Annotated in this window: 23 protein-coding genes; 20 read left to right on the forward strand and 3 right to left on the reverse strand. The window is 54.6% G+C overall.

Annotated features, from left to right (window positions below):
* Positions 1–46 precede the first annotated feature (46 nt).
* The 3 genes from IC803_RS03705 to IC803_RS03715 are packed head-to-tail and all read right to left on the reverse strand — an operon-like array spanning position 47 to position 2,808.
* Complete coding sequence (locus IC803_RS03705; RefSeq protein ID WP_081208526.1) at positions 47–1,624, reverse strand: hypothetical protein; 1,578 nt, start codon at positions 1,622–1,624, stop codon at positions 47–49.
* A gap of 13 nt (positions 1,625–1,637) precedes the next feature.
* Positions 1,638–2,213 carry a PilW family protein gene (locus IC803_RS03710; protein ID WP_081208524.1) on the reverse strand — a complete coding sequence of 192 codons (576 nt, stop codon included), beginning with the start codon at positions 2,211–2,213 and terminating at the stop codon, positions 1,638–1,640.
* Positions 2,197–2,808: a prepilin-type N-terminal cleavage/methylation domain-containing protein gene (locus IC803_RS03715; RefSeq protein ID WP_081208522.1), complete on the reverse strand. Its 612-nt coding sequence runs from the start codon at positions 2,806–2,808 to the stop codon at positions 2,197–2,199. The genes IC803_RS03710 and IC803_RS03715 overlap by 17 nt, the downstream gene beginning before the upstream one ends.
* An 89-nt stretch (positions 2,809–2,897) precedes the next feature.
* On the opposite strand from IC803_RS03715, the gene IC803_RS03720 reads away from it, so the two are divergent.
* From IC803_RS03720 to minD, 20 genes are all read left to right on the forward strand, one after another.
* Positions 2,898–4,652: a hypothetical protein gene (locus IC803_RS03720; RefSeq protein ID WP_223812021.1), complete on the forward strand. Its 1,755-nt coding sequence runs from the start codon at positions 2,898–2,900 to the stop codon at positions 4,650–4,652.
* Positions 4,642–5,421 (forward strand): PRC-barrel domain-containing protein, encoded by a 780-nt coding sequence (locus IC803_RS03725; protein WP_081208517.1) that lies wholly within the window; start codon positions 4,642–4,644, stop codon positions 5,419–5,421. The genes IC803_RS03720 and IC803_RS03725 overlap by 11 nt, the downstream gene beginning before the upstream one ends.
* A 16-nt stretch (positions 5,422–5,437) precedes the next feature.
* Entirely contained in the window at positions 5,438–6,796 is a 1,359-nt protein-coding gene (locus IC803_RS03730) for a G5 domain-containing protein (protein ID WP_081208513.1), read from the forward strand.
* Positions 6,793–8,457, forward strand: a complete 1,665-nt coding sequence (locus IC803_RS03735; protein WP_081208509.1) for a GspE/PulE family protein — start codon at positions 6,793–6,795, stop codon at positions 8,455–8,457. Before IC803_RS03730 ends, IC803_RS03735 begins: the two co-directional genes overlap by 4 nt.
* Positions 8,458–8,469: 12 nt before the next feature.
* Entirely contained in the window at positions 8,470–9,525 is a 1,056-nt protein-coding gene (locus IC803_RS03740) for a type IV pilus twitching motility protein PilT (protein WP_081208505.1), read from the forward strand.
* A complete protein-coding gene (locus tag IC803_RS03745; RefSeq protein ID WP_081208500.1) occupies positions 9,512–10,723 on the forward strand; it encodes a type II secretion system F family protein in 1,212 nt (403 codons plus the stop codon). The genes IC803_RS03740 and IC803_RS03745 overlap by 14 nt, the downstream gene beginning before the upstream one ends.
* A gap of 328 nt (positions 10,724–11,051) precedes the next feature.
* Positions 11,052–11,474 carry a type IV pilin protein gene (locus IC803_RS03750; RefSeq protein ID WP_081208498.1) on the forward strand — a complete coding sequence of 141 codons (423 nt, stop codon included), beginning with the start codon at positions 11,052–11,054 and terminating at the stop codon, positions 11,472–11,474.
* A gap of 43 nt (positions 11,475–11,517) precedes the next feature.
* Positions 11,518–12,279, forward strand: coding sequence for a prepilin peptidase (locus IC803_RS03755; protein WP_081208496.1), 762 nt, complete (start codon positions 11,518–11,520; stop codon positions 12,277–12,279).
* 25 nt (positions 12,280–12,304) lie between these two features.
* Complete coding sequence (pilM, locus tag IC803_RS03760) at positions 12,305–13,237, forward strand: type IV pilus biogenesis protein PilM (protein WP_081208494.1); 933 nt, start codon at positions 12,305–12,307, stop codon at positions 13,235–13,237.
* Positions 13,227–13,802, forward strand: a complete 576-nt coding sequence (locus tag IC803_RS03765; protein WP_081208492.1) for a fimbrial protein — start codon at positions 13,227–13,229, stop codon at positions 13,800–13,802. Before pilM ends, IC803_RS03765 begins: the two co-directional genes overlap by 11 nt.
* Positions 13,799–14,467, forward strand: coding sequence for a pilus assembly protein PilO (locus IC803_RS03770; RefSeq protein WP_081208490.1), 669 nt, complete (start codon positions 13,799–13,801; stop codon positions 14,465–14,467). The genes IC803_RS03765 and IC803_RS03770 overlap by 4 nt, the downstream gene beginning before the upstream one ends.
* Before the next feature lie 22 nt (positions 14,468–14,489).
* Complete coding sequence (locus tag IC803_RS03775) at positions 14,490–14,948, forward strand: prepilin-type N-terminal cleavage/methylation domain-containing protein (RefSeq protein ID WP_370543805.1); 459 nt, start codon at positions 14,490–14,492, stop codon at positions 14,946–14,948.
* Positions 14,949–15,071: 123 nt separating this feature from the next.
* On the forward strand, positions 15,072–16,199 hold the full coding sequence (locus tag IC803_RS03780; RefSeq protein WP_081208648.1) for a stage II sporulation protein D: 1,128 nt from the start codon (positions 15,072–15,074) through the stop codon (positions 16,197–16,199).
* A 118-nt stretch (positions 16,200–16,317) separates the two neighbouring features.
* The gene (locus IC803_RS03785; RefSeq protein ID WP_081208488.1) at positions 16,318–16,899 is read left to right on the forward strand and encodes a Maf family protein; all 582 of its coding nucleotides are present in this window, start codon (positions 16,318–16,320) and stop codon (positions 16,897–16,899) included.
* 118 nt (positions 16,900–17,017) lie between these two features.
* A complete protein-coding gene (radC, locus tag IC803_RS03790; RefSeq protein WP_081208486.1) occupies positions 17,018–17,698 on the forward strand; it encodes a RadC family protein in 681 nt (226 codons plus the stop codon).
* Positions 17,699–17,855: 157 nt separating this feature from the next.
* The gene (locus IC803_RS03795; protein ID WP_063165131.1) at positions 17,856–18,878 is read left to right on the forward strand and encodes a rod shape-determining protein; all 1,023 of its coding nucleotides are present in this window, start codon (positions 17,856–17,858) and stop codon (positions 18,876–18,878) included.
* A gap of 20 nt (positions 18,879–18,898) precedes the next feature.
* Entirely contained in the window at positions 18,899–19,765 is an 867-nt protein-coding gene (gene mreC, locus IC803_RS03800) for a rod shape-determining protein MreC (RefSeq protein WP_081208484.1), read from the forward strand.
* Positions 19,762–20,280: a rod shape-determining protein MreD gene (gene mreD, locus IC803_RS03805; RefSeq protein ID WP_081208482.1), complete on the forward strand. Its 519-nt coding sequence runs from the start codon at positions 19,762–19,764 to the stop codon at positions 20,278–20,280. The genes mreC and mreD overlap by 4 nt, the downstream gene beginning before the upstream one ends.
* A 40-nt stretch (positions 20,281–20,320) precedes the next feature.
* On the forward strand, positions 20,321–21,013 hold the full coding sequence (minC, locus tag IC803_RS03810; protein ID WP_081208480.1) for a septum site-determining protein MinC: 693 nt from the start codon (positions 20,321–20,323) through the stop codon (positions 21,011–21,013).
* A gap of 2 nt (positions 21,014–21,015) precedes the next feature.
* Positions 21,016–21,819: a septum site-determining protein MinD gene (gene minD / locus IC803_RS03815; RefSeq protein WP_081208478.1), complete on the forward strand. Its 804-nt coding sequence runs from the start codon at positions 21,016–21,018 to the stop codon at positions 21,817–21,819.
* Positions 21,820–22,096 lie beyond the last annotated feature (277 nt).

Below are 22,096 nucleotides of genomic sequence, written 5' to 3' on the forward strand. Positions count from 1 at the left end.
CCCGTAAAAAAGGGCGCGGCTAGATTGGCCTAGGCCGCCCTTTTCTTTATTCTACTTTCAACCGGTCTACAACGAGGGACAACCGTTTGACAAACGGAAGACCTTCCCCGCGGTCGATCAGCACTTGCGGGTCGTGACGGATGACAAGACGCGACTGGTCGATGTCGTCATTCGGCGCTGGAATGAACGACAACCCGTTTTCTGCCCGACCTCGATAAGCGTTGACGACAAGGCCGGATATGTCGGCATCCGGAGCGCGTTTGGACGCATCGCCGCGGGCGAACAAGCCGCCTTGAATATGAATGTACGAGCCAACCGCATAGACTGTGGCGTTGCTGCTTGTGTAAAAATAGCCTTTTAAGTTTGGGTGCCGCGGGAACGAATTATGAAACTCGTTAATGCGCGCCAGCTCAAGCGGACCGTCGGTCAAAAGGACAAGCTCTTTGCCGCCCCAGCCGCTAATGTCGGCATCATAAATGAGCGTGCGCCCGGTGACATATACAGAAGCGTCAAATGCGACATTTCCTTGAATCGTTAAATCGCCGAGCACGATCAAATTGCCGCGCACTTTTGTCGGCGTCTGTACGGTATTGCCTAAAAACAAATCGCCGTTGACGATGAGCCAATGTTTCTTCAAATCAATTTCCCCACGATCGACAAAAAACGACGAAACTCCCGGATGATGAAGAAGTACAGATTGATGCCAAGAGCGGCGAAGCAGCGGCTCAATATCATCCACCACCGTTAGGCGGTCTTCGAGCACCGAAAGCAAGTCTGGAATGCCCTTATCAATCCATTGTTCGTATTCATCGCTGAACGTTTCAATTCCCGCCGCATTAAGCAGCTTATCTTTCACTGTCCAGTTAAAATCAACGTCAATAAAATCATCTGTTTCTTTTTGGACGGTCGCTCCCTCTAAACCAAGGGAAAAGTGAATGGGCTGTCGCAGAAACGTTCCTGTCCCTCTTTGATAGCAGTCAGCTCCGCCCGTGCAAGAGAACGCCTCTCCTTGAACAAGCCAGGCGCTGTCGGCCGAAAGGGTTGGAAAAGAAGTCGGTTCGGTCCGGCGCTGTGAATGGTCGATATAGTTGGCGGCGTTCGTGATATAGGCGTCGTTGCCGGCATATACATGCCCGTCGATATATGCGCCGCCGTTGACGGTCAAGTCCTCGGACGAGCCGAGGGCGTATTTTAAAAAGCTTGGCGTGTTGGCGATAATGACGCGCCGCGTGACCGTTTTGCTTCCGTGCGGCTTCGAAATATATAAGACACGCGTGAACAGTTTTTGCCGGTCGATCTCCCCTTCTTCAGTCGCGTCGCGGATGATGACGCCGTAGCGCTGTTCAAACGCAGGCAGCCAACGGCTTAGATCATCGTCAAGGCGCGCCGGTGTAGAAAGGACAAAATCCGGCTTGGCGATGGCCGTTTTTAAGGCGGCGACCGTTTCGTCGATGGCGTTGGCTGCTTCCTGAAACGATTCGATCTCTTCCACACGCACGTGAGTAAATCGCGCCTGTTGAGCAGCAACGGTTAAAATCGTTAAGCCGAGCAAAAAGAAGATGGTGATGACAAGCATCGTTGTCACTAAACTGTAGCCGGCCTCGTTCAAGCGCAGGCGGTTCATTGCGATTCCCCCCTTAAAAGCCGAACTCCGTTTTTAATGTAAACGGCTGCACATACAGCCAGCTGTCCGGGTCGGCGTGGTTGCGGTCTTGCACGGCGAGCTTCATCGTGACGACACCGCTGCGGCAAATATGCGCTCCTCCTTTTTTTTCTTCGCGCAGGCAGCGGAGCGAAAGTGTGGAATCGGCGGCCAGCGAAAGGCGTGATGAGGAAATGGCTTCCCCATTGATCGCCAGCGCGCCGTTTTCAATGGAAATCGTCAATGCAGCACCGTCCTTTTCATGTTCAGCAACAAATCCAGACGAGGCGTCAATCCATTGTTGTCGGTCTTCAATGAAGGTTAACTTCCGCTCATTGCTTGCGCTTAGATCAACGCCGTCAGGAGCGAGTTCGTACAGCTTGTTCATCATCATGGCGACGGCATAGTCCGCCTCACTGCGCAGTTCGTTCTCGATGCCGATCCGCTGATAGGCGCGAATGCCGGTCAGAAAGACGGTATAAATGGCGCCGATGATGAGCAGGGAAATGGAGATGGCAGCGAGCAGCTCGACAAGCGTCATCCCGGCTTGGGCTTTAGCGGATCGTTTCATCGGTGATCACTCCTTCCACCCATTCCGCCTCTTCCGACCGATCGCCCCAGCGGACGATCACGTACATTTTCAACGCATACTGTCCAAGGCCGGGGTCAGATTGCCGCACTTTTTCCGCCTCTTCGCTGATCCGTTCGCGCAGTGAACGCGGGAACTCCTCGAAGGGGGATGAAGTGAGCCGTTCCCAGTGCGTGCGTTCATACGGAATGAGAAAAACAGCGATCCGCCCGTTGTCGTAAATGACGTTGTTGATCGTTGGGGCGAATTGGGCGCGGCATGCGTCCGGCTCCGGGAAAATGGCCGCATGTTCACAATCGGCATCCGTCAGTTTTACAAATGGCGTTTGTTCGTTGGTCGATTGGCGGACATGTTGTTCGAGCGCAGGGAAGTCCAATTTTTCCATATAAGCAGCGACGCCGCGGGCGATATTGATGGCGACCGTACGCCCTTGGTTGTAGGACGTGTACGTCATCGCGTTCGTGAAAAAGTAGAACAAGCCGATCGCCACGCCTGATAACAAAGTCAGGGCAAGCAATGTTTCGATGAGGGTGAACCCGTCTTTATGACTAAATGACAAAAAATTGTCCCCATCCATTTGTCATAACCTTCTTTCAAAATATGTAACTTTATTATACAATATTTTAGAGTCAAATCATGTAGAATTTTAGGATTAGAGGACGATGGGTGGAAGGTCTATCGGCCCTTTGGAAACGTTACGCCGGGAAGGAACGGATGGGCATGTGGAAAGAGGCGGTTATTGATTTTGCGGCATTCATACTGGCTCTTTTGGCGATTTGGTTGTTGCCGCTTGGGTTTAGCCGGGCTGGGGGCGCGATAGTCGTCGCAGCCGCGTTTCTCATCGCCGTGTTGGCCCGACTGGCCGAATCGGCCGTGCCGCTTTGGCAGATCGTGTTGTTGCTGGGGCTCTTGTTGGCCGCGGTTTCTTATTTGTTCGACCGCCGGCTCGGCACCGTCCTTTATCGGTCGGCAACAGGGAAGGAAGAAAGGGACGGGCCGAATGATGAACGGATCGAAAAAACAGTGCGCTTGACAAAGCCGGTAGACGATAACGGCAAAGAAGCTGATCAGCGTGGGGCAAATGACCTAGATGATGGGCGCCAGCAAACGGCGTTCGTTCAGGAACACGGATATGCCGCTTCTGAAGCTGCTTGGCCGAACGCGGCGATGCGCCTTCATGACGGTTTGAAAGCGGACGAGCCCGCTTCAGACGAGCTCGAGCCAGCGCTGAAAGATTCGGCATCAGCGCTGAGCGAACCGGCAGCCACTGTCGATGAGCCGAGGATGTCTTCCGATGAATCAGCGTTAAGGTTAGATGACTCAAGTCCAGCTTTCGATGAACGAGGGGCAACCCGCGAACAGGATGAGGACTTCGAACGCGAAAACGAGCATGTGGAACGTTCTGCTGAGCTGTTGTCAGAATCAGCAAGCTATGCGGAACAGCGTGCCCCTTTTTCGTTGGAGCCCATTGCCTTGGGAGAAGATCGCGGAGTGGCTGAGCATGGAGGAGGACGCTCTGCGCTTGCGCCTGTCTTGCTTCCGATGCAGGCGGATGATGAGGAACAGCTTCCCGATTCCGCTTTCGAATCGCTCATTGCGGCTGATGAGCCGGCACGCCCTCCGCACGACTGGCTCGATGAGCTGCCGGTCGCTATGACGCCGGATATCGAAGCAGCGGCGCTGCAAGCAGGGACGTCCGCTGACTCCCTCGCTGATGATGGCGATAGCGATCAAGGGTTGTTGCAGGCAATCGATCGGAGTGACGCCGCTTTCTTGTTGGCTGTTTCTGAAGCGGCTAACGACTCTGGCGATGAAAGCGAGCCCGTTTCCGAGCAGGAAACGCCGTCTGGGTCGTCTTTTAGAGAGGTGCCGCCGGACATCACATATGTTTTGCTGCCGGAAGTGAGCGGCGCTGCTGAACAAACAGTCGATGCGGATGGGGAACACGCGCTGTTTGAGCGACAAGGGGAGCAACAAACAAAGTCAAACGGGCAGGCCGGATGTCGCGAGTTCCAGGAAGATGGACAAACGGCAGGCCGATGGCAGGAAGACCGTGAGTGGACAGCCGGAGAACAGCAGGAAGGAGATAGGCTGCAGGAACGGAAAACGGTGCGCACAGAAGTCGTGCAGGCGGTGGCCTCTGAATTGCGTCTGAACCGCCGCCGTTTCGGTGCGGCCGACTATGAGCGCTGCCTCCTTCAATGCTTGGCCGAGCCGCTTTCCGACCGTGATTATTACGTATTGGCTCGTTTGTTAATGGAACATTATGTAATAGAACAACAGTACGATAAGTTAGCTCTATGGCTTGATGAACTCGCCAATCGTTTTTGCGCCTACCCGGCCGTAGCCGAGGAATTGGCGCTTTGGCGGCAGTCAGCCGCGACATTAGCAAACAGTTGGGGTGAAAATGATGAAAGCTAGCGCGCAAATGATTGGATTGCCGATCATCAGCATCGCGGACGGTGCGCAAATCGGCACGGTGAAAAGTTTGGTGATCAATCCGGAGAAAGGGTCAATCGATTTTTTAACGGTTGAACAAGACGATGTACAGCTTAGCTTAAAAGCGATTCCGTTTAAAAAAGTGGTCGGCGTCGGCGAGTTTGCCGTGACGGTCGAAACAGGGCATGACGTGATCGATCTTTCGGAAATTCCGATCGCCAATCAGCTCGTCAATAAGCAAATCCGCATTAAGAACACGAAAGCCATCACACGCAAAGGCCAGCTGCTCGGCGAAGCCAACGAGTTTTTTATTGACGAAGAAACAGGGGAGATTATCGGCATCGCTTTACACTTAGAAAACAAGGAAGCAGTGCTGCCGGCGACGGAAGTATTGACGTACGGCAAAGATATTTTGGTCGTCCATGACGAAGCCAAACAAACGCTTCTTGACGACCCTGCGCAGCTGTTGAAGGCGGAAAGCGGTCAACCCGTTGCGGAAATGGACGAAGACGGTCTTTCGGCCCAAATGGATGCGATCGCTGAAAACGCTGAGAACGTCGAGGCGCTCCATACGTTACGAGAAAAACAAGTCGCGCTGTTAGCCGGAAAACGGCTGACAAAAGACGTTTATGATGCGGATGGACGCTTGTTATTCGCTGCTGGCACAACGCTTCGTGAAGAGGATGTGCGCAAGGCGCAAGAGGCCGGTCCGGGCGTTATCGTCGATGTCTCGATGAACGTGGAAGCATGACGGGGGAGGGTCGGTAGTGAAAAAAGCGGCCCCGTGGAAGCTGCTTGCTGTGATGGCCGTTTGCACGATCTATTTTATCGCCTTTTCGCATTTTGGTGTCTTTGCCTATGATGCGTTCGCCCCGGATGATGGCCGCTTGAGTGAAGGGACGGCGGCCGGACCGGTGTCCCTGGCTGATATGACAGCGCGCGAAGCCCGTGAGGCGGTGGCTAGCCGGGTGAACGAGTGGAAGGCGACCGCATCCATTCCGTTGCAATATCAAGAAAAACAAGTCGATCTGTCGGCGGATGTTTTTACGTTTCAGCTCGAAGAAAGTATAGAGCAGCTCGTTGACGGGAAGCGCACCCCGCTTTTTGTCATCGTGGATTTGGAAAAGTGTTTCAACGCGGTGGAAGCTGTCGTTCCGTTATCGGCGCTTGAAGCGCTGGATGTCAAGCGGCTCGGAGAGGACTTAGCGAAGTGGGCGTCCCGGCTGCAGGCGCCGTCTTCCCCCATTGACTTAGCAAGCTACATATCATTTCCGGACGGGCGCGAGCCGGTGGTGAGCGAAGCAGCCGTGCCGCTGCCTGATGCGGCGGCCGCCCGCTGGCTGTCGGAAGAGAGGCGCGTAACGATCGAAGCGGGGCAGCTGTTTTCGCTTGGGGATTGGATCAAAAAGGAAAAGACAGATTTCAGTGATGAAGCGGCCGATTTGATCGCTTCGGCGGTTTATCAAGCGGTGCTAAAAACGAATTTTGCTATTGCCGAGCGCTACACGAGCCGCACGCTGCCCGACGGAATAACGCCTGGTTTCGAGGCGGGTGTCAGCAACGGCCGCGATTTGGAATGGTACAACCCAAACACAACTGATTACACGCTTTGGCTTCGGTATGATGGGCAAAACGTACACGCCGTGATCTCCGGCTTGCCGTTTGTCTATCAATATATCATTCGCACCGGTGACGTGGTGGACATCGAGCCGCGCACAGTTGTTCAATATGACGCGCGCTTGGCGCCGGGCGCAAAGCAAACGAAACAAGCCGGCCGCTCGGGTCTGCTAATTGAAGTGACGCGCGAGGTTCGCGACGGGGCGCGGCTTGTGCGCAAAGAAACGGTCAGTGAAGATTTTTACCCGCCGGTGTACACGATTGAAGTGCGCGGTCTTGAGATTCCGGAAAGCAGCGTTGGGTCAAGCGGTGATGGGGAAGGCGAACCAACGGAAGGCAGAGACAGTGAACCGACGGAATCACCGAACCCGCCGGCGGCAGAAAATAGCGAAGGCAATGGGAAAGGCGGTACGGAGCCAAAAGAAGGCGATGAAGCGGATAATCGGGAATCCGCCCCTGCTGCCGTCGGCAAAGGGGAGACGGAAGCGAGCGGAGGGGAAGAAAAATGAGCAAAAAGCAGGAACGGAAACGGCTTGGCGACTTGCTTGTCGAAGCGGGGTTGATTACGGAAGAGCAACTCGCCGAAGCGCTGCGCGAGAAGGCGCCCGGACAAAAGCTTGGCGATGCCTTGTTGCAGCGCGGCTACATTACCGAGCAGCAGCTGATTGAAGTGCTTGAGTTTCAGCTTGGCATTCCCCATGTCAGCTTATACCGCTATCCGATCGATCCGAAAGCAACAAGCCTTGTTCCGAAAGAATTTGCCCGCCGCCATATGGTGATGCCGCTCAAAGTCGAAGGCGAGCGGCTGCTCGTCGCTATGGCTGATCCGATGGACTTTTTCGTCATTGATGATCTGCGCCTTTCAACCGGGTTTCAAATCGAGACGGCGATCGCCTCGAAAGATGATATTTTGCGGGCGATTAATAAATATTATGACATCGATGAGGGGTTGGATGATTTTCTGCAGGCGCCGCCGTCAGAGACGCGCGAAGACGAGCGGGCCGATGAAGAGGATTCCCCGATTGTCCGGTTGGTGAATCAAATTTTGCAGCTTGCCGTCGAGCAGCGGGCGAGCGATATTCATATCGACCCTCAGGAGACGAAGGTGCTCATCCGCTATCGGATCGACGGTCTTCTCCGCACCGAGCGGGCGCTGCCGAAACATATGCAAAGCATGCTGACAGCGAGAATTAAAATTTTAGCCAATATGGATATCACGGAACATCGCGTTCCGCAAGACGGCCGGATGAAAATGGATATCGATTTTCACCCCGTCGATTTGCGCGTTTCCACACTGCCGACGGTGTACGGGGAGAAAATCGTTATGCGTGTCCTCGATCTAGGGGCGGCCTTGAACGACATTCATAAACTCGGCTTTAACTCGGTGAACCTCGATCGTTTCATCCGCTTAATTGAACGGCCAAACGGCATCGTGCTGATCACTGGGCCGACCGGTTCGGGAAAATCGTCGACGTTATATGCCGCTTTAAACCATTTAAACCGCGAAGAAGTGAACATCATTACGATTGAAGATCCGGTCGAATACCAAATTGAAGGGGTCAATCAAATTCAAGTGAACCCAAACGTCGGTTTGACGTTCGCTCAAGGGCTTCGCTCGATCTTGCGTCAAGACCCGAACATCATCATGGTCGGGGAAATTCGCGACCGCGAGACGGCCGAAGTGGCGATTCGCGCCTCGCTCACCGGCCACTTAGTGTTAAGCACGCTTCATACGAACGATGCGTTAAGCACGATCACCCGTTTGATTGACATGGGGATCGAACCGTTTTTAGTGGCGACGTCGCTCGCCGGCGTCGTTTCCCAGCGGCTCGTGCGCCGCGTCTGCCGCGACTGTCAAGAAGCGTATGAACCGACGAAGCGGGAGAAAGAAATTTTCGCCCGCCGCGGAATCGAGGTGCGAACGCTCGTCCGCGGCCGCGGCTGTCCGATGTGCAACATGACCGGCTACCGCGGCCGGCTGGCGATTCATGAGCTGCTCGTCGTTACCGATGAGATGCGGCGCGTCGTTTTAAATAATGAACCGTTTTCGAAATTGCGCGAGCTCGCCCTTCAAAGCAAAATGATTTTTTTGCTTGATGATGGGCTGCTGAAAGTGAAGCAAGGGATAACGACACTTGAAGAAGTGCTGAAAGTGGCGATTTTACATTGACGGGTGAGACCGATGAAGGAAAAGCTTGAGGCGCTATTGCGCGCCGCCTTTGAATGCCGCGCGTCCGATGTGCATTTAACTGTTGGCGCGCCGCCGATTTTCCGCTTGAATGGGGAACTGAAGGCATACGGCCATGAGCGGCTTCGCTCGGAAGAGACCGAACAAATGGCAAAAGCCATCATTCCGCCGCCGCTTTGGCAGCAGTTCCAAGAAGCGGGGGAGCTCGACTTTTCGTACGGCATAGCCGGCGTCTCGCGCTTCCGTTTCAATGTGTTTAAACAGCGGTCGTGCGTTTCTTTAGCTGTGCGCCTCATTCCGCTGCGCATTCCGACGCTTGAGGAGCTCGGCATGCCGAGCGTCTTGAAACGCATCGCCGAAAAGCCGCACGGGCTCGTGCTTGTCACCGGGCCGACCGGCAGCGGCAAATCGACGACATTGGCGGCTATGATCGACTATATGAACAAAACGATGTCAAAACATATCATTACGCTCGAAGACCCAATCGAATATTTGCATAAACACGGAAAATCGATCATCGACCAGCGTGAGATCGGATTTGACACCGGCAGTTTTGCCGCCGGGCTGCGCGCTGCGCTCCGCCAAGACCCGGATATCATTTTAGTCGGGGAAATGCGCGATTTGGAGACGATTCAAACGGCGGTCACCGCCGCGGAAACGGGGCATTTAGTGTTAGGCACGCTCCATACAGCGAGCGCGCCGGCGGCGATCGAGCGGATGATTGACGTCTTTCCGCCGGCTCAGCAGGCACAGATTCGTCTCCAGCTCGCGTCCGTGCTTGTGGCCATCATCGCCCAGCGTCTGTTTCCAAACGGCCGTAAAAGCGGTCGGACAGCCGCGCTGGAAATTTTAATCAACAATGCGGCCGTTGCCAATTTAATCCGCAACAAAAAGGAGCATCAAATCGTCAACATTATGCAGACGAGCCGCAACGCGGGCATGCAGACGATGGAAATGAGCATAAAAGAGCTTGCGGCCGACGGACGCATCGATCCGCTTGCCGCCGAGGCGTATTTGGCAGAGGAGCGTGGCGAGCATGGCACAATTTAAGTATGAAGGGCGCGATCGGAGCGGACGAAAAAAGGCCGGGGTGATCGCCGCCATCTCGCGGCGCGAGGCGGTGATCAAACTGCGGGAAAAAGGAATTCGCCCGATGGTGCTTGCCGAAGTGCCGCCGTCGGTATGGAACAAAGAAATTTCGTTCGGCTACGCCGTGAAGCTGCAGCACTTTGTCATTTTTTTGCGCCAGTTTGCGACGCTCGTGCGTGCGGGAGTGACGATTGTCGACTCAGTTCGCGTTTTAGCCGAGCAGACCGAAAGCAAACCCCTCGCCCGGGCGCTTTCGGACATCGAACAGTCATTGCGCGGGGGGAATCCGCTCTCGGCGGCCGCGGCACGCCATCCGCGCCTGTTTCCGCCGCTGTTTGTCAACATGGTGCGCGCCGGAGAGGCGAGCGGGGCGCTTGACGAGACGCTCGACCGCCTTGCCGATCATTTCGAAAAAATGCATCGGACGCGGCAAAAAATCGCTTCAGCGCTCGCTTATCCGATCGCTGTCGCCATCATCGCCACGGCGGTCGTCATCTTTTTGCTTGTCGCTGTCGTGCCGACGTTTGTCGAGATGTTTGCCGATTTTGACGCCGAGCTGCCGGGGATTACGAAGTTTGTGCTTAAAGCGAGCGACGTAATGCAGCATTACTGGTGGGCGGCGGTGTTGCTGATCATAGGCGTATACGTATTGTTCGCCGCGCTTCGGCAACAAAAGGCAATGAAGTATTATTTCGATTACGCGGCAATGCGGCTGCCGATTTTCGGCAAACTCGTGCAAAAGGCGGCGCTCGCCCGCATGACGCGAACGCTCAGCTCGCTCGTCTCCAGCTCCGTGCCGATTTTAGAGGCGCTGTCGATCGCCGGACGCGTCGTCGAAAATGAAGTGATCGCTTCCGTCCTCGATGAGGCGCGCACCGCCCTTGAGCGCGGCCAGTCGCTCGCCGAGCCGCTCCGCCGCCATTGGGCGTTTCCGCCGCTCGTTTCGCAAATGATTGCCATCGGCGAACAGACCGGGGCGCTTGACGCCATGCTTGGCAAAGTCGCCGACTTTTACGAAGCGGAAGTCGACGCCGGCACCGATCGACTGAAATCGCTCATCGAACCGCTCATGATCGTGCTGCTCGCCGGCGTCGTCGGGACGATCGTCACTTCCATCATCGTGCCGATGTACGATATTTTTAATCATATCCAACAATAGGAAATAAGAACATATTCCTATTTTCGTTGCCTTGTTGTAGAATAATAGGGAAAACGTTCTATATGGATGCAACGAAGAAGTTTAACATATCCTTTGACGGAAAAGCGTTTTGTCCATTTTCAACCGTCGAAGGCAAGCCACAGGCTTGCCTCCGTCACGCCTTGGCGTGACGGAAGACCGAACAACCGCCTGCTTCAAAGACCTATATATGGGCCTGGAAGCGGCGTTGTTCGGTCGCCCGACAGTCGGTCAAATACTCGGTAAAAGATACAAATGGTAAATCTTCAAATTGCATCCATATAATTTTGTTGGAAAGGGAGGGGAGACAATGTTGAAGCGAATGGTCAAAAACGAGCGCGGCTTGACGCTCATCGAACTGCTCGCCGTCATCGTCATTTTAGGGATTGTTGCGGCGATTGCGATTCCGAGCATTGGGGGAATTATTAATAAGTCAAAAAATGATGCAAAGATTGCTGAGGGAATTCAAATTGTAAACGCTGCAAAGCTCTATATGACAGCCAACACTCCGAGTGCCTTTCCTGCCACTTTGACTCAAGAGGAATTAGATCCGTATTTGGACAATGTTAAAGACGATGGCTATGAAGTTGTGGTCAACAATGACGGTGGCAATGGAAAGTACTCTTATGTCTTAAAAAATCATGATGCTAATGTTGTGTTAGACGATAGCGAACTTTCAGAGGAAGAATTGCAAAATAAAAGAAGCAACGGTTCATCAGATAGTGAAGAATAACAGCAAGGAAAGCTAATGGAGAATAAGTTTTGGGGCTCTTGTAATGACAGGCGGTGTTGGGTTGTATATTTATATTGCTTCAGCAGGATTGCTCCTCGCCTCCTTCTTCAACGTCGTCGGGCTGCGGGTGCCGGCCGGGGAGTCGATCGTCCGGCCGCGGTCGCATTGTCCGGCGTGCAGGCGGATGTTGTCGGCGAGAGAGCTGGTTCCGGTTGTGTCGTACGTTGTGCAGCGCGGTCGGTGCAAAGGGTGCGGGGGGCGCATTTCCCCGCTTTACCCGGCGATGGAGCTCGCGACGGCCAGCTTGTTTACCGCCGCGCCGATGTGGGTCGGCTGGAGCGGGCGGTTGATCGTGGCGTGGACGTTGATCAGCTTGTTTGCCATCATTGTCGTCTCCGATCTTCGCTATATGCTCATCCCCGACCGTGTGCTTGTGGCATTTGCCGTTCTGTTTTTGATGGAGCGGCTCTTCATTCCATTTTTGCCGTGGATGGACATGCTCATTGGCGCGGCGGCGGGGTTTTTGTTATTGCTGCTGATCGCTGTGCTGTCAAAAGGCGGGATGGGCGGAGGAGATGTGAAACTGTTTGCCGTGCTCGGGTTTGTGCTTGGCTGGAAAATGGTGTTGCTTGCGTTTTTCTTGGCGACGCTGTACGGTACGGTGATCGGGTTGATCGGCATGGCGCTCGGCCGTGTGCGGCGCGGCGCGCCGATGCCGTTTGCGCCGGCCATTGCGCTCGGGGCGCTGACGGCGTTTTTCTTTGGCGAGGCGATGGTGCGCGTGTATCTTGCCCTGATGATGTAGGACGGTAGAAAGGAAGCAGACAATCATGGCGTTATGGCGGCGAAAGGCAAAACAGGCGAATATTGTCATGAAAGACCATGTCATCCGGTGGGTGGAAGCGAAACCGGGTCATCCGTCGGAGGCGAAGCGGTGGGGCGAGCGCGAGCTGCCGCCCGGTGTCATTCGCGATGGAAAAATCGTTGATGAGGAAACATTGGCGATGATCTTGGATGAATGCGTCGACGAATGGAAGCTTGGCGGGCGGCGCGTCCGCTTTGTCGTCCCCGATCCGTTTGTCATGATTCGCAGCGTGCCGCTTCCTCCCCACTTGCCGGACGACGACATTCGCGGGTATTTGTTTATGGAGCTTGGCGAATCGATCCCGCTTCCGTTTTCCGATCCGGTGTTTGACTATGTGGTGGCCGGGCGGACGGAGGAGGCGCTAAACGTGCTGTTGTTTGCCGCTCCGGAGGAAGCGGTGGCGGAATATGCCGCGCTCCTTGAGGATGCCGATTTGCTCCCGGTGGCGGCCGATGTGTCGCCGCTTTGCGCTTACCGCCCATTTTACGCCGCCGGACAAGCAGCGGCGGATGATCATATTTTGCTCGTGCAGCTTGACCAATCGGCGGTGAACTTAAGTGTCTTTCACCGCCATTTGCCGCTGTTTATGCGCCATTTGCCGCTTGAGGCGGCCGGGGAGCAAACGGTGCCGATCGTTGATCCGTTTGCGGAGGTGTATAAGGAAATCGAGCGGATGATGAGTTTTTATTCGTTTTCTCTCCAACAAGGAAAGCAGCAAATTACGCGCCTGTTCCTCACCGGCGACCACCCGCAGCTTGCCGCTGCATTCGCTGCTTTGACAGAGCGGCTTGACGTGTCGCCCGAGCGCCTTTCCCGTCCGCTTGATCCGCTGCCGGACCGGTATCACCTCGCTTGGGGGCTGGCGTTGAAAGAGGGAATGACTGACGGTGATCGTTGACATTAACTTATTGCCGCGAAAAGAGCCGCGCCATACGCTCGGCGTCGTATTGACGGTCTCGGTCGTTCTTCTTCTCCTTGTCGGCGCCGCCGGGGGATACTGGCTGATGGAACGTGCCAGCAGCCATCAAGCGGCGCTCGAAGCGGAATTGAAGCAAGTGCGCGCCTTGCAGGCCGCGGCAGCCGTCAAACAGAAGGACGCCGAGCAGCAGCAAGGGCGGCAAGAGCTGTCCAAGGCAGTTGAGTGGGCGAACCGCTATCCGCTCAAAACGGTGCCGTTGTTGCGTGTGTTGACGAAAGAGCTGCCTGAGCGCGGCTTTGTCATGAATTTTTCCTATGCCGACCGGCAGACGGTGACGATGACGGTTCAGTTTGACACCCCCGAAGAAGCAGCCTATTATTTAGCCCGGCTAGAGGCGGTGGACATAGTCAAAGAGGTGAAGCTGACAGGAGTTTCTGCCAGCGGTCAAAGCGATGAAGTTGAGACGGAAATGACCGTGCCGCGCTATATGGCGCAATATGAACTAACAATCGGCCAAACCGAAAAAAAGGAGACATCGCCATGATCGGTCGCATCAACAAATGGCTAGCCGTTTCCGTTTTGTTGCTGTTTGTTGCCGCTGTCGGCGCCGCATTTTATTTTCTTTTGTTGGCGCCGCGCTACCAGGAAATCGATCGGCTCGCCGCCATAGTGCAAAGCGAGAAAAAAGTGCTCGCCGCCATGGAGCAAAACGTTTCGCTAAAGGAAGGAGAAACGTTGGAAAGCCTTGCGGCGCTGCAAAAAAAAGTGCCGGTCCGCCCGCTTACCGATCAGCTGCTGCTTGAGTTTCAAAAGGCGGAATACGTCTCGGACAGCGTGTTGCTAAACGTTCGCTTTTCCGAACAAGAGCAGGCGAAGGGAGAAGAAAAGGAAGCCCCTCCAGCCGGCATTGAGACGGTGAGCGCGCAGCTGACGGTTCAGTCGCCGTCGTATTACCAGCTTGAGCGGTTTTTAGAAACGCTAGAGCGGGCCGAGCGCATTATGGCCATTGAGTCGCTCACGTTTACCGGGCAACCGGAGTTGACCTCGACGGCGACCGATGTCCAGCCGTTGACGTATTCGTTAACAGTACGCGCCTTTTACGCGCCGCAGCTTGAAAAATGGAAGCAGCTCCTGCCGGCGCGGGATGTTCCGCCGCCAAGCGGCAAGGACAACCCGCTGACGGAGACGGCGCCATCGGCGGGTCCGTAGCTAGCCGGAGGAGAGCGGCGTGTTGATTCGGACAAAGCGCGGAATGACGATCATTGAATTGTTGGCCGTATTGGTGATCGTCGGCATTGTAGCGGCGGTTGCCGTCATCGCCGTACTTGACGTGGTGGAAAAGGCGCGCGAGCGGGCGTTTGTTTCCGATGCGTATGGCTTGTATGAGGCGGCGCGGCGGTATGTCGGCGCAGAAAACGTCGAGTTTTTGCCGGCTCGTTCATCGGCTGTATTGTCCTATAGAGAGCTGGTGGAACACGGCTTGTTTCACCCGATCCAAGATCCGTTTACCGGGAACGTACTATCCATAGAGACGAATCCGTCGTACGTGCTCGTGACGAAACAGGAAGACGGCGGGATCGACTATGCCGTTTGTTTGAAAGGGGAGACGAAGCAGCTTTGCGATTACGGGGGGGGGGGGGCGCGAACAGCCGATTCCTGTCGAGGCGTTAACAGGCGAAGCGATTCGTGACCGATGATGTCGGAAAATGAAGAAAAGAAGCAGGAGCAAGACGACAAATGTCTTGTTCTTTTTTTTTTCGTTTATGGTAAGATGGGCGAAAGAAATCGAAGCACGAAGAAGGATGGTGGCAAAATGGACAAGCAGCGCCCGGGCATTACGGTGAACATCAACGGACATCCGCGGCCGTTTACGATCAGGCGCCCATCGGAAGGGAATCAGCCGGATGAGCCCAGCGGACACCGACCTGAAGACCGCCCGTCTGCAGATTCCGCCAATGACGGACAACCGGTCGGCCATTACCAAGTACGTTCGTTCCAAGTGAGCAGCCGACAAACGGATGAAAACCAAAGGACCGGTCGGCAAATTGGCGAACAAAAGATGGAAAAGCAGGCGTTTGACACGGCTAAAGAGGAAGAAGCGGCCGCCCTTGAAGAGGCGGACGGACCAATCATCTCGATTTCAGAGGCGGTTCAAAAAAAGAAGAAAACTGGCCAAATACGGCGGTCGTGGCGGCTGCCGCCGCATGTCAAGTCGCTGTTTTTGGCGGCGGCGATTGCCGCTGTAGTCGGCATGGCGTTTGGCATGACAATGCTTCGCCTCATTCCGAAGGAAAAAGCGGAGCCGTCGCCGGCGGCTGAAGCGATGACAGAACTCACCGAGGCGGGAACAGCGACGGGCGGCGAACGTGCGGAAGGCGTGATGCCGCGGCCGTTTTCGATCGCGGTGATCCAAGCGGGGGTTTATTCCGACACGAAGGCGGCTGCGCGGGCGGCCGAATCGATTGAAGCGGCGGGCGTGCCGGTCGTTATCGCCGGTCAAAAGCCGGCGGCGCTTTATATTGCGGTTGGCGCGGATAAGGAAGGGCTGCGGGCGGTCAATGACAAATACCGCAAGGCTGTGTCGAGCACGTATGTGAAAGAGCTGTCGTTTGCGGACGAAACGAAGGAACGCCAGTTAGACATCGTCCAAAAAGGAGAGGCATTGTATGAAACCATGGCCGCGCTCTCTGCCGCTTTGCTTGCCGGCAAAGGCGCAAGCGAGGAGGAATGGCAGGCGCTGAGCAAGGCGTACGGTTCATTGGAAAAAAGCGAAGCGACAAACAACAAAACGGTCCAGAAATATGCCGAAGCGCTAAAGCAGGCGTATTTGGCGCTTGCCGCCTACAAAGAAAACGAAGAGGAAGCATTGCTTGGCAAGGCCCAGCAGCTGCTGCTTGAGGCGCTAAGCGTGTATATGGAACTTGTACCGCTGCGGAGCTGAAAATGGCTCCGTTTTTTCTTTTTTTGCCCTTTGGCTGTGGAAAATTGCCTTTCGGTGAAAAGTTTGCTACGATACAAATGAATCTTCCGAACCGAAGCGAAGGAAAGGAGAATGTACAATGCCCCCACGGTTCGTGCTTGCTTCTCGCTCCCCGCGCCGCAAACAGCTCCTCGAGATGATGGGTTGGCCGTTTGATGTGCAAGAAAGCCAAGCCGATGAGACGATCGCCCCCGGAACGCCTCCTGAAGAAGCTGTTCAAACGCTTGCCCGCCGGAAAGTCGAGGCGGTCGCATCGTCCATATCCGATGCCTACATTCTTGGCGCTGATACGGTTGTTGTATATGGTGGTCGCTTTTTAGGGAAGCCGCGCACCGCCGAGGAAGCGTTTCATATGTTGCGCCTTTTATCTGGACAGACGCATGAGGTGTGGACCGGTGTCGCCATCGTAACGCCGAATGGGGAAGCGGTGTCGTTTGCCGAAAAAACGGCGGTGACGTTTTGGAAGTTAAGCGAAGAAGAGATCGCCGCCTACATTGCGACCGGGGAGCCGATGGACAAGGCGGGGGCGTATGGCATTCAAGGCCGGGCCGCCCTGTTTGTCAAACGGATTGAAGGCGACTACTTCACTGTCGTCGGTCTGCCGCTGTCGCGGACGGTAAGAGAACTGCGCCGGCTCGGTTGGCCTCCGCCGGAAGCGTAGGAGCGAAAAACGCGGATGGCTGGCCGCCGGGGCTTTGGACGGGCTGAAGAGGGCCTGCAAGCGGGCTTTGCTCCCCGGTGGAAGGGGAGACGATCATCATAGAAAAAGGGGAGATAGGATGGCGTGGATGATTCGCGATGTGCCGAAAGACAGCCGGCCGCGTGAGCGGTTGCTGTCATCAGGGCCGGAAAGCTTGTCTGACCATGAGTTATTGGCGATTTTGCTGCGCACCGGGACGAAAGACGAGTCGGTCGTGCAGCTCGCCCAGCGTCTTCTTCATCATTTTGAAGGGCTGAGGTTGCTGAAAGATGCGACCGTGGAAGAAATGACAAACATCAAAGGAATCGGGCCGACGAAAGCGGTGCAAATTTTGGCTGCGCTTGAGCTTGGCCGGCGCATTCACCAGTCCGGCTACAATGACCGCTATGTCATCCGTTGCCCGGAGGACGGGGCCAAATACGTGATGGAAGATATGCGTTTTTTATCGCAAGAACATTTTGTTGCCATTTACTTGAATACGAAAAACCAAGTCATCCACCGCAAAACGGTGTTCATCGGCAGTTTAAACGCCTCGATCGTCCATCCGCGCGAAGTGTTTAAAGAGGCGATCAAACGATCCGCCGCCTCCGTCATTTGCGTGCATAACCACCCCTCTGGCGACCCGACCCCAAGCCGTGAGGACATCGATGTCACAAAGCGGCTCGCCGAATGCGGGCGCATTATCGGCATCGAGCTTCTCGACCATCTCATTATCGGCGATCAAAAATTCATCAGTTTGAAAGAAAAAGGCTATGTCTAACGGTTCTCATTTTTTGTCGAATCAGGTATAATATCAATTATGAGTTTTTCCGAATCCGTTTGGGCGGTGCTGTGCAACTTATCAATGACTGACATCCGACCAATTTTGCCAATATAAAGATGATATGCATTTCGTTTCGGAAAGGAAGATCAACAATATGTTTGGGTTTGGAACGAAAGATCTAGGGATCGATTTAGGGACAGCGAATACGCTCGTTTACGTAAAAGGAAAAGGCATCGTGCTCAGAGAGCCGTCCGTCGTTGCCATTCAGCGCGATACAAAGCAAATTGTCGCCGTCGGCAATGAGGCAAAAAACATGATCGGGCGCACGCCGGGCAACATCGTGGCGCTGCGGCCGATGAAAGATGGCGTCATTGCTGACTACGAGACGACAGCGACCATGATGAAATACTATATCCGCAAAGCCATCAAAACGAAAGGACTGTTCGCCGGCAAGCCGTATGTGATGGTATGTGTACCGTATGGCATCACAGCGGTCGAAGAGCGGGCGGTCATCGATGCGACGCGCCAGGCCGGAGCGCGCGACGCGTATACGATTGAAGAGCCGTTTGCCGCGGCGATCGGCGCCAACTTGCCGGTATGGGAGCCGACCGGCAGCATGGTGGTGGACATTGGCGGCGGCACGACCGAGGTGGCGGTCATTTCGCTCGGCGGCATCGTGACGAGCCAGTCGATTCGCATTGCCGGCGATGAAATGGATGAGGCAATCATTCAATACATCCGCAAAACGTACAATTTGATGATCGGTGAGCGGACGGCAGAGGCGATCAAAATGGAAATCGGCTCAGCCGGAAATCCGGAAGGGATCGGCAAAATGGAAATTCGCGGCCGCGACTTACTGACCGGGCTGCCGAAAACGATCGAAATTAGCGCGGAAGAAGTGGCAGAGGCGCTGCGCGATACCGTTTATGCGATCGTTGACTCGGTGAAAAACACGCTCGAAAAAACGCCCCCGGAGCTGGCCGCCGACATTATGGACCGCGGCATTGTGTTGACAGGCGGCGGGGCTTTGCTGCGCAATTTGGACAAAGTCATCAGCAAGGAAACGGACATGCCGGTCATCGTCGCTGAAAATCCGTTGGATTGCGTGGCGATCGGCACCGGCAAGGCGCTCGACCATATTGACTTGTTTAAAAACAAGGCGAGAGACCATCGCTGACAGTAAGAAGGTGCTGATGCATGCCACAGTTTTTCGGAAATAAGCGCCTCATTTTTTTGCTTGTCAGCATTGTCATTCTTGTCATGTTGATCGGCTTTTCGCTGCGCAGCCGCGAGGAACTGACGTGGCCAGAGCAGTTTATCAAAGACACTGCCGGTTTTGTCCAGCTTCTGTTTGGGAAGCCCGCACAGTTTGTCGCGGGCTTCTTTGAAAATGTGAACGACCTCCGCCATGCATATGCGGAAAACGAGTTGTTGAAAGCAAGGCTTGAAGAATACGCGGCGCTGCAGACAGAGGTCGAAGCGCTGCGCCAGGAAAACGAGCGGCTGCGCGCGCTGCTTGATAAAAAGGAGAGCTTGCGCGATTTTATTCCGATTCAGGCGACAGTGATCGGGCGAAACCCGGACCGCTGGCGGGAGACGATCATTGTCAACAAAGGCGTGCAGCACGGGGTGAAAAAAGATATGGCGGTCATTACCCCGGCTGGGCTCGTCGGCAAGGTGCAGCACGCTTCGCAATTTACGTCCACGGTTCAACTGTTGAGCGCGCTTGATCAAAACAATCGCATTTCCGCTTACGTCCAAGGGAATGAAAATGTATTCGGGTTAATCGAAGGCTATGATGAAAAGCGGCGCCAACTGTTGCTTGGCGAAATTCCGATTGACGCCAAGGTGAAAAAGAAGCAAAAAGTGTTGACTTCCGGCCTCGGCGGCGTGTTTCCGAAAGGATTGCCGATCGGCGAAGTGACCGAGGTCAAGCCGGATCAGTACGGACTGACGCAAGTCGTCTATGTTAAGCCGTTTGCCAACTTGTATGATATTGATGATGTGATGATTGTAAAACGAAAAATCGATGCGGCACTGCAAGAAGAGGAGGAGGCAAAGTGAAGAAGTGGCAGCTCCCTTTCCTTGCGGTGTTATGTTTTGTCAGCGAAAGCATTTTTGTTGATGTATGGCCGAAGGGCGACTTATATGTCCGCTATTTTTTTGTTCCCCGTTTTTTTCTCATTTTTTTAGTGCTGACGGCTGTTTATCTCGGTGGGACGCGGGCGATGGGCTACGGGTTCGTTTTCGGTTTCCTGTACGATTGCGTCTATACGGAGCTGCTTGGCGTTTACGCGTTTGCCTACACGCTCATCGCCTATATAGTGGGCAAAGCGATGAAATGGTTTCACCAGAGCTGGCTCGTTGTTTTTTTGCTATCGCTGTTAGCCATTGCGTTGCTTGACAGCTATGTGTACGGCATTCAGCTGTTGATTGGGCGGACGGATTGGCCGTTTTTCGTTTTTTGGGATCGTCGTTTATGGCCGACGTTGCTGGCAAACATCGCGTTTTTTCTCATCTTCTCGTACCCGCTTGGACGGTGGTTGGCAAAAATTCGCCGGCTGGAGCAGGAAGAATAAAAGAGGAAAAACGGCCCGTTCTGTAGAATTATTCGTTGGGGTGAACGTTGTGGCAAAACAAAAGCAGCAGTACGTGACGATTAAAGGGACGAAAGATGGGCTGACGCTGCATCTTGATGACCGCTGCTCGTACGACGATTTGTTGAAAGAGATTGAGGAGCGGCTCGTCAAACGCTCCGGCGTCGCGCCCAACAGCCCGCTCGTCTCCGTCCATCTGAAAGTCGGGAACCGCTACTTGACGCCCGCCCAAGAGGAGGAGTTGCGTGCGCTCATCCGCCGTTCGAAAAATTTGGTCGTCGATTCGATCGAAAGCAATGTGATGTCGAAAGCGGAAGCGATCGAATGGATACAGAAAACGGAAATCGTCACTGTCTCGCGCATTATTCGTTCCGGGCAAGTGCTCCACGTTGAGGGGGATTTGCTGCTGCTCGGCGATGTGAACCCCGGCGGAACGGTCATTGCCGGAGGCAACATTTTCATCCTCGGCGCCTTGCGCGGCATCGCTCATGCTGGATATGCCGGAAATAAAGAGGCGATCATCGCCGCGTCAGTGATGAAGCCGATGCAGCTGCGCATCAGCGATGTCATGAATCGTGCTCCCGATTACAAAACGGACGAAGGAAATGAGATGGAATGTGCCTATATTAATGAACATAATCAAATTGTTGTCGACCGCCTGCAGCTGCTCATGCATTTGCGGCCGAATTTGACGCGCTTAGAAAGGAGAATGTAACCGTGGGAGAAGCGATCGTCATCACTTCCGGGAAAGGCGGCGTCGGCAAAACGACGACGACCGCGAACCTTGGAACGGCCCTCGCCATTTTAGGGAAGCGGGTGTGCCTTGTCGATACGGACATCGGGCTGCGCAACCTTGATGTCGTATTGGGGCTTGAAAACCGAATTATTTATGATTTAGTCGATGTCGTCGAAGGGCGCTGTACGGTGCAAAAAGCGCTTGTCAAAGATAAGCGGTTCGATAACCATTTGTATTTGCTGCCGGCGGCGCAAACGAGCGATAAATCGGCGGTCAATCCGGAGCAGATGAAAGAGCTGGTTGAGCAGCTGAAGCAAGAATACGATTATGTGCTCATCGACTGCCCGGCCGGCATTGAGCAAGGATACCGCAACGCCGTCGCCGGCGCGGACGAGGCGATCGTCGTCACGACGCCGGAAGTGTCAGCGGTTCGCGATGCGGACCGCATCATCGGCCTGCTTGAAGCGGAAGAGCACGTCAAGCCACCGCGCCTCATCATCAACCGCATCCGCAGCCATATGGTGAAAAACGGCGATATGCTCGATGTCGATGAAATCGTTATGCATTTATCGATCGAACTGCTCGGCATTATCGCCGATGATGAAAACGTGATCAAAGCGTCCAATCGCGGCGAGCCGATCGTCCTTGACCCGAACAGCAAAGCGTCGATCGCCTACCGCAACATCGCCCGCCGCATCCTCGGCGAGTCGGTGCCGCTGCCGCCGCTTGAGGAAGAAGAGAAAGGATTGTTCTCGAAGATTCGAAAAATATTTAGTTTAAAGTAGGAGAATGGGGGCAATTCCGTGGGGAAATTGCCCTTTTTGTTTTGTCCATCGCTTGCAGAAGTGCGGCCGGCGGGCAGGCGCTGACATAACAGGATACGGGGAGGCAAGGAGACCGTGGGGACTCGGTCTCTTTTTTATTGATGGCAGGGCTGACGGAAACTTTGTCTTTCTAAAATTGTTTAAAACAGGCGTCCTCCTTTGACGACAATGGGCCTGCGGCTATAGAGATCGGCTCGACAGGACGCGGCAAAAAACGCTTGTTCATATTCAATGAGGT

The organism is Geobacillus sp. 46C-IIa, from assembly GCF_014679505.1.
Lineage (GTDB): Bacteria > Bacillota > Bacilli > Bacillales > Anoxybacillaceae > Geobacillus.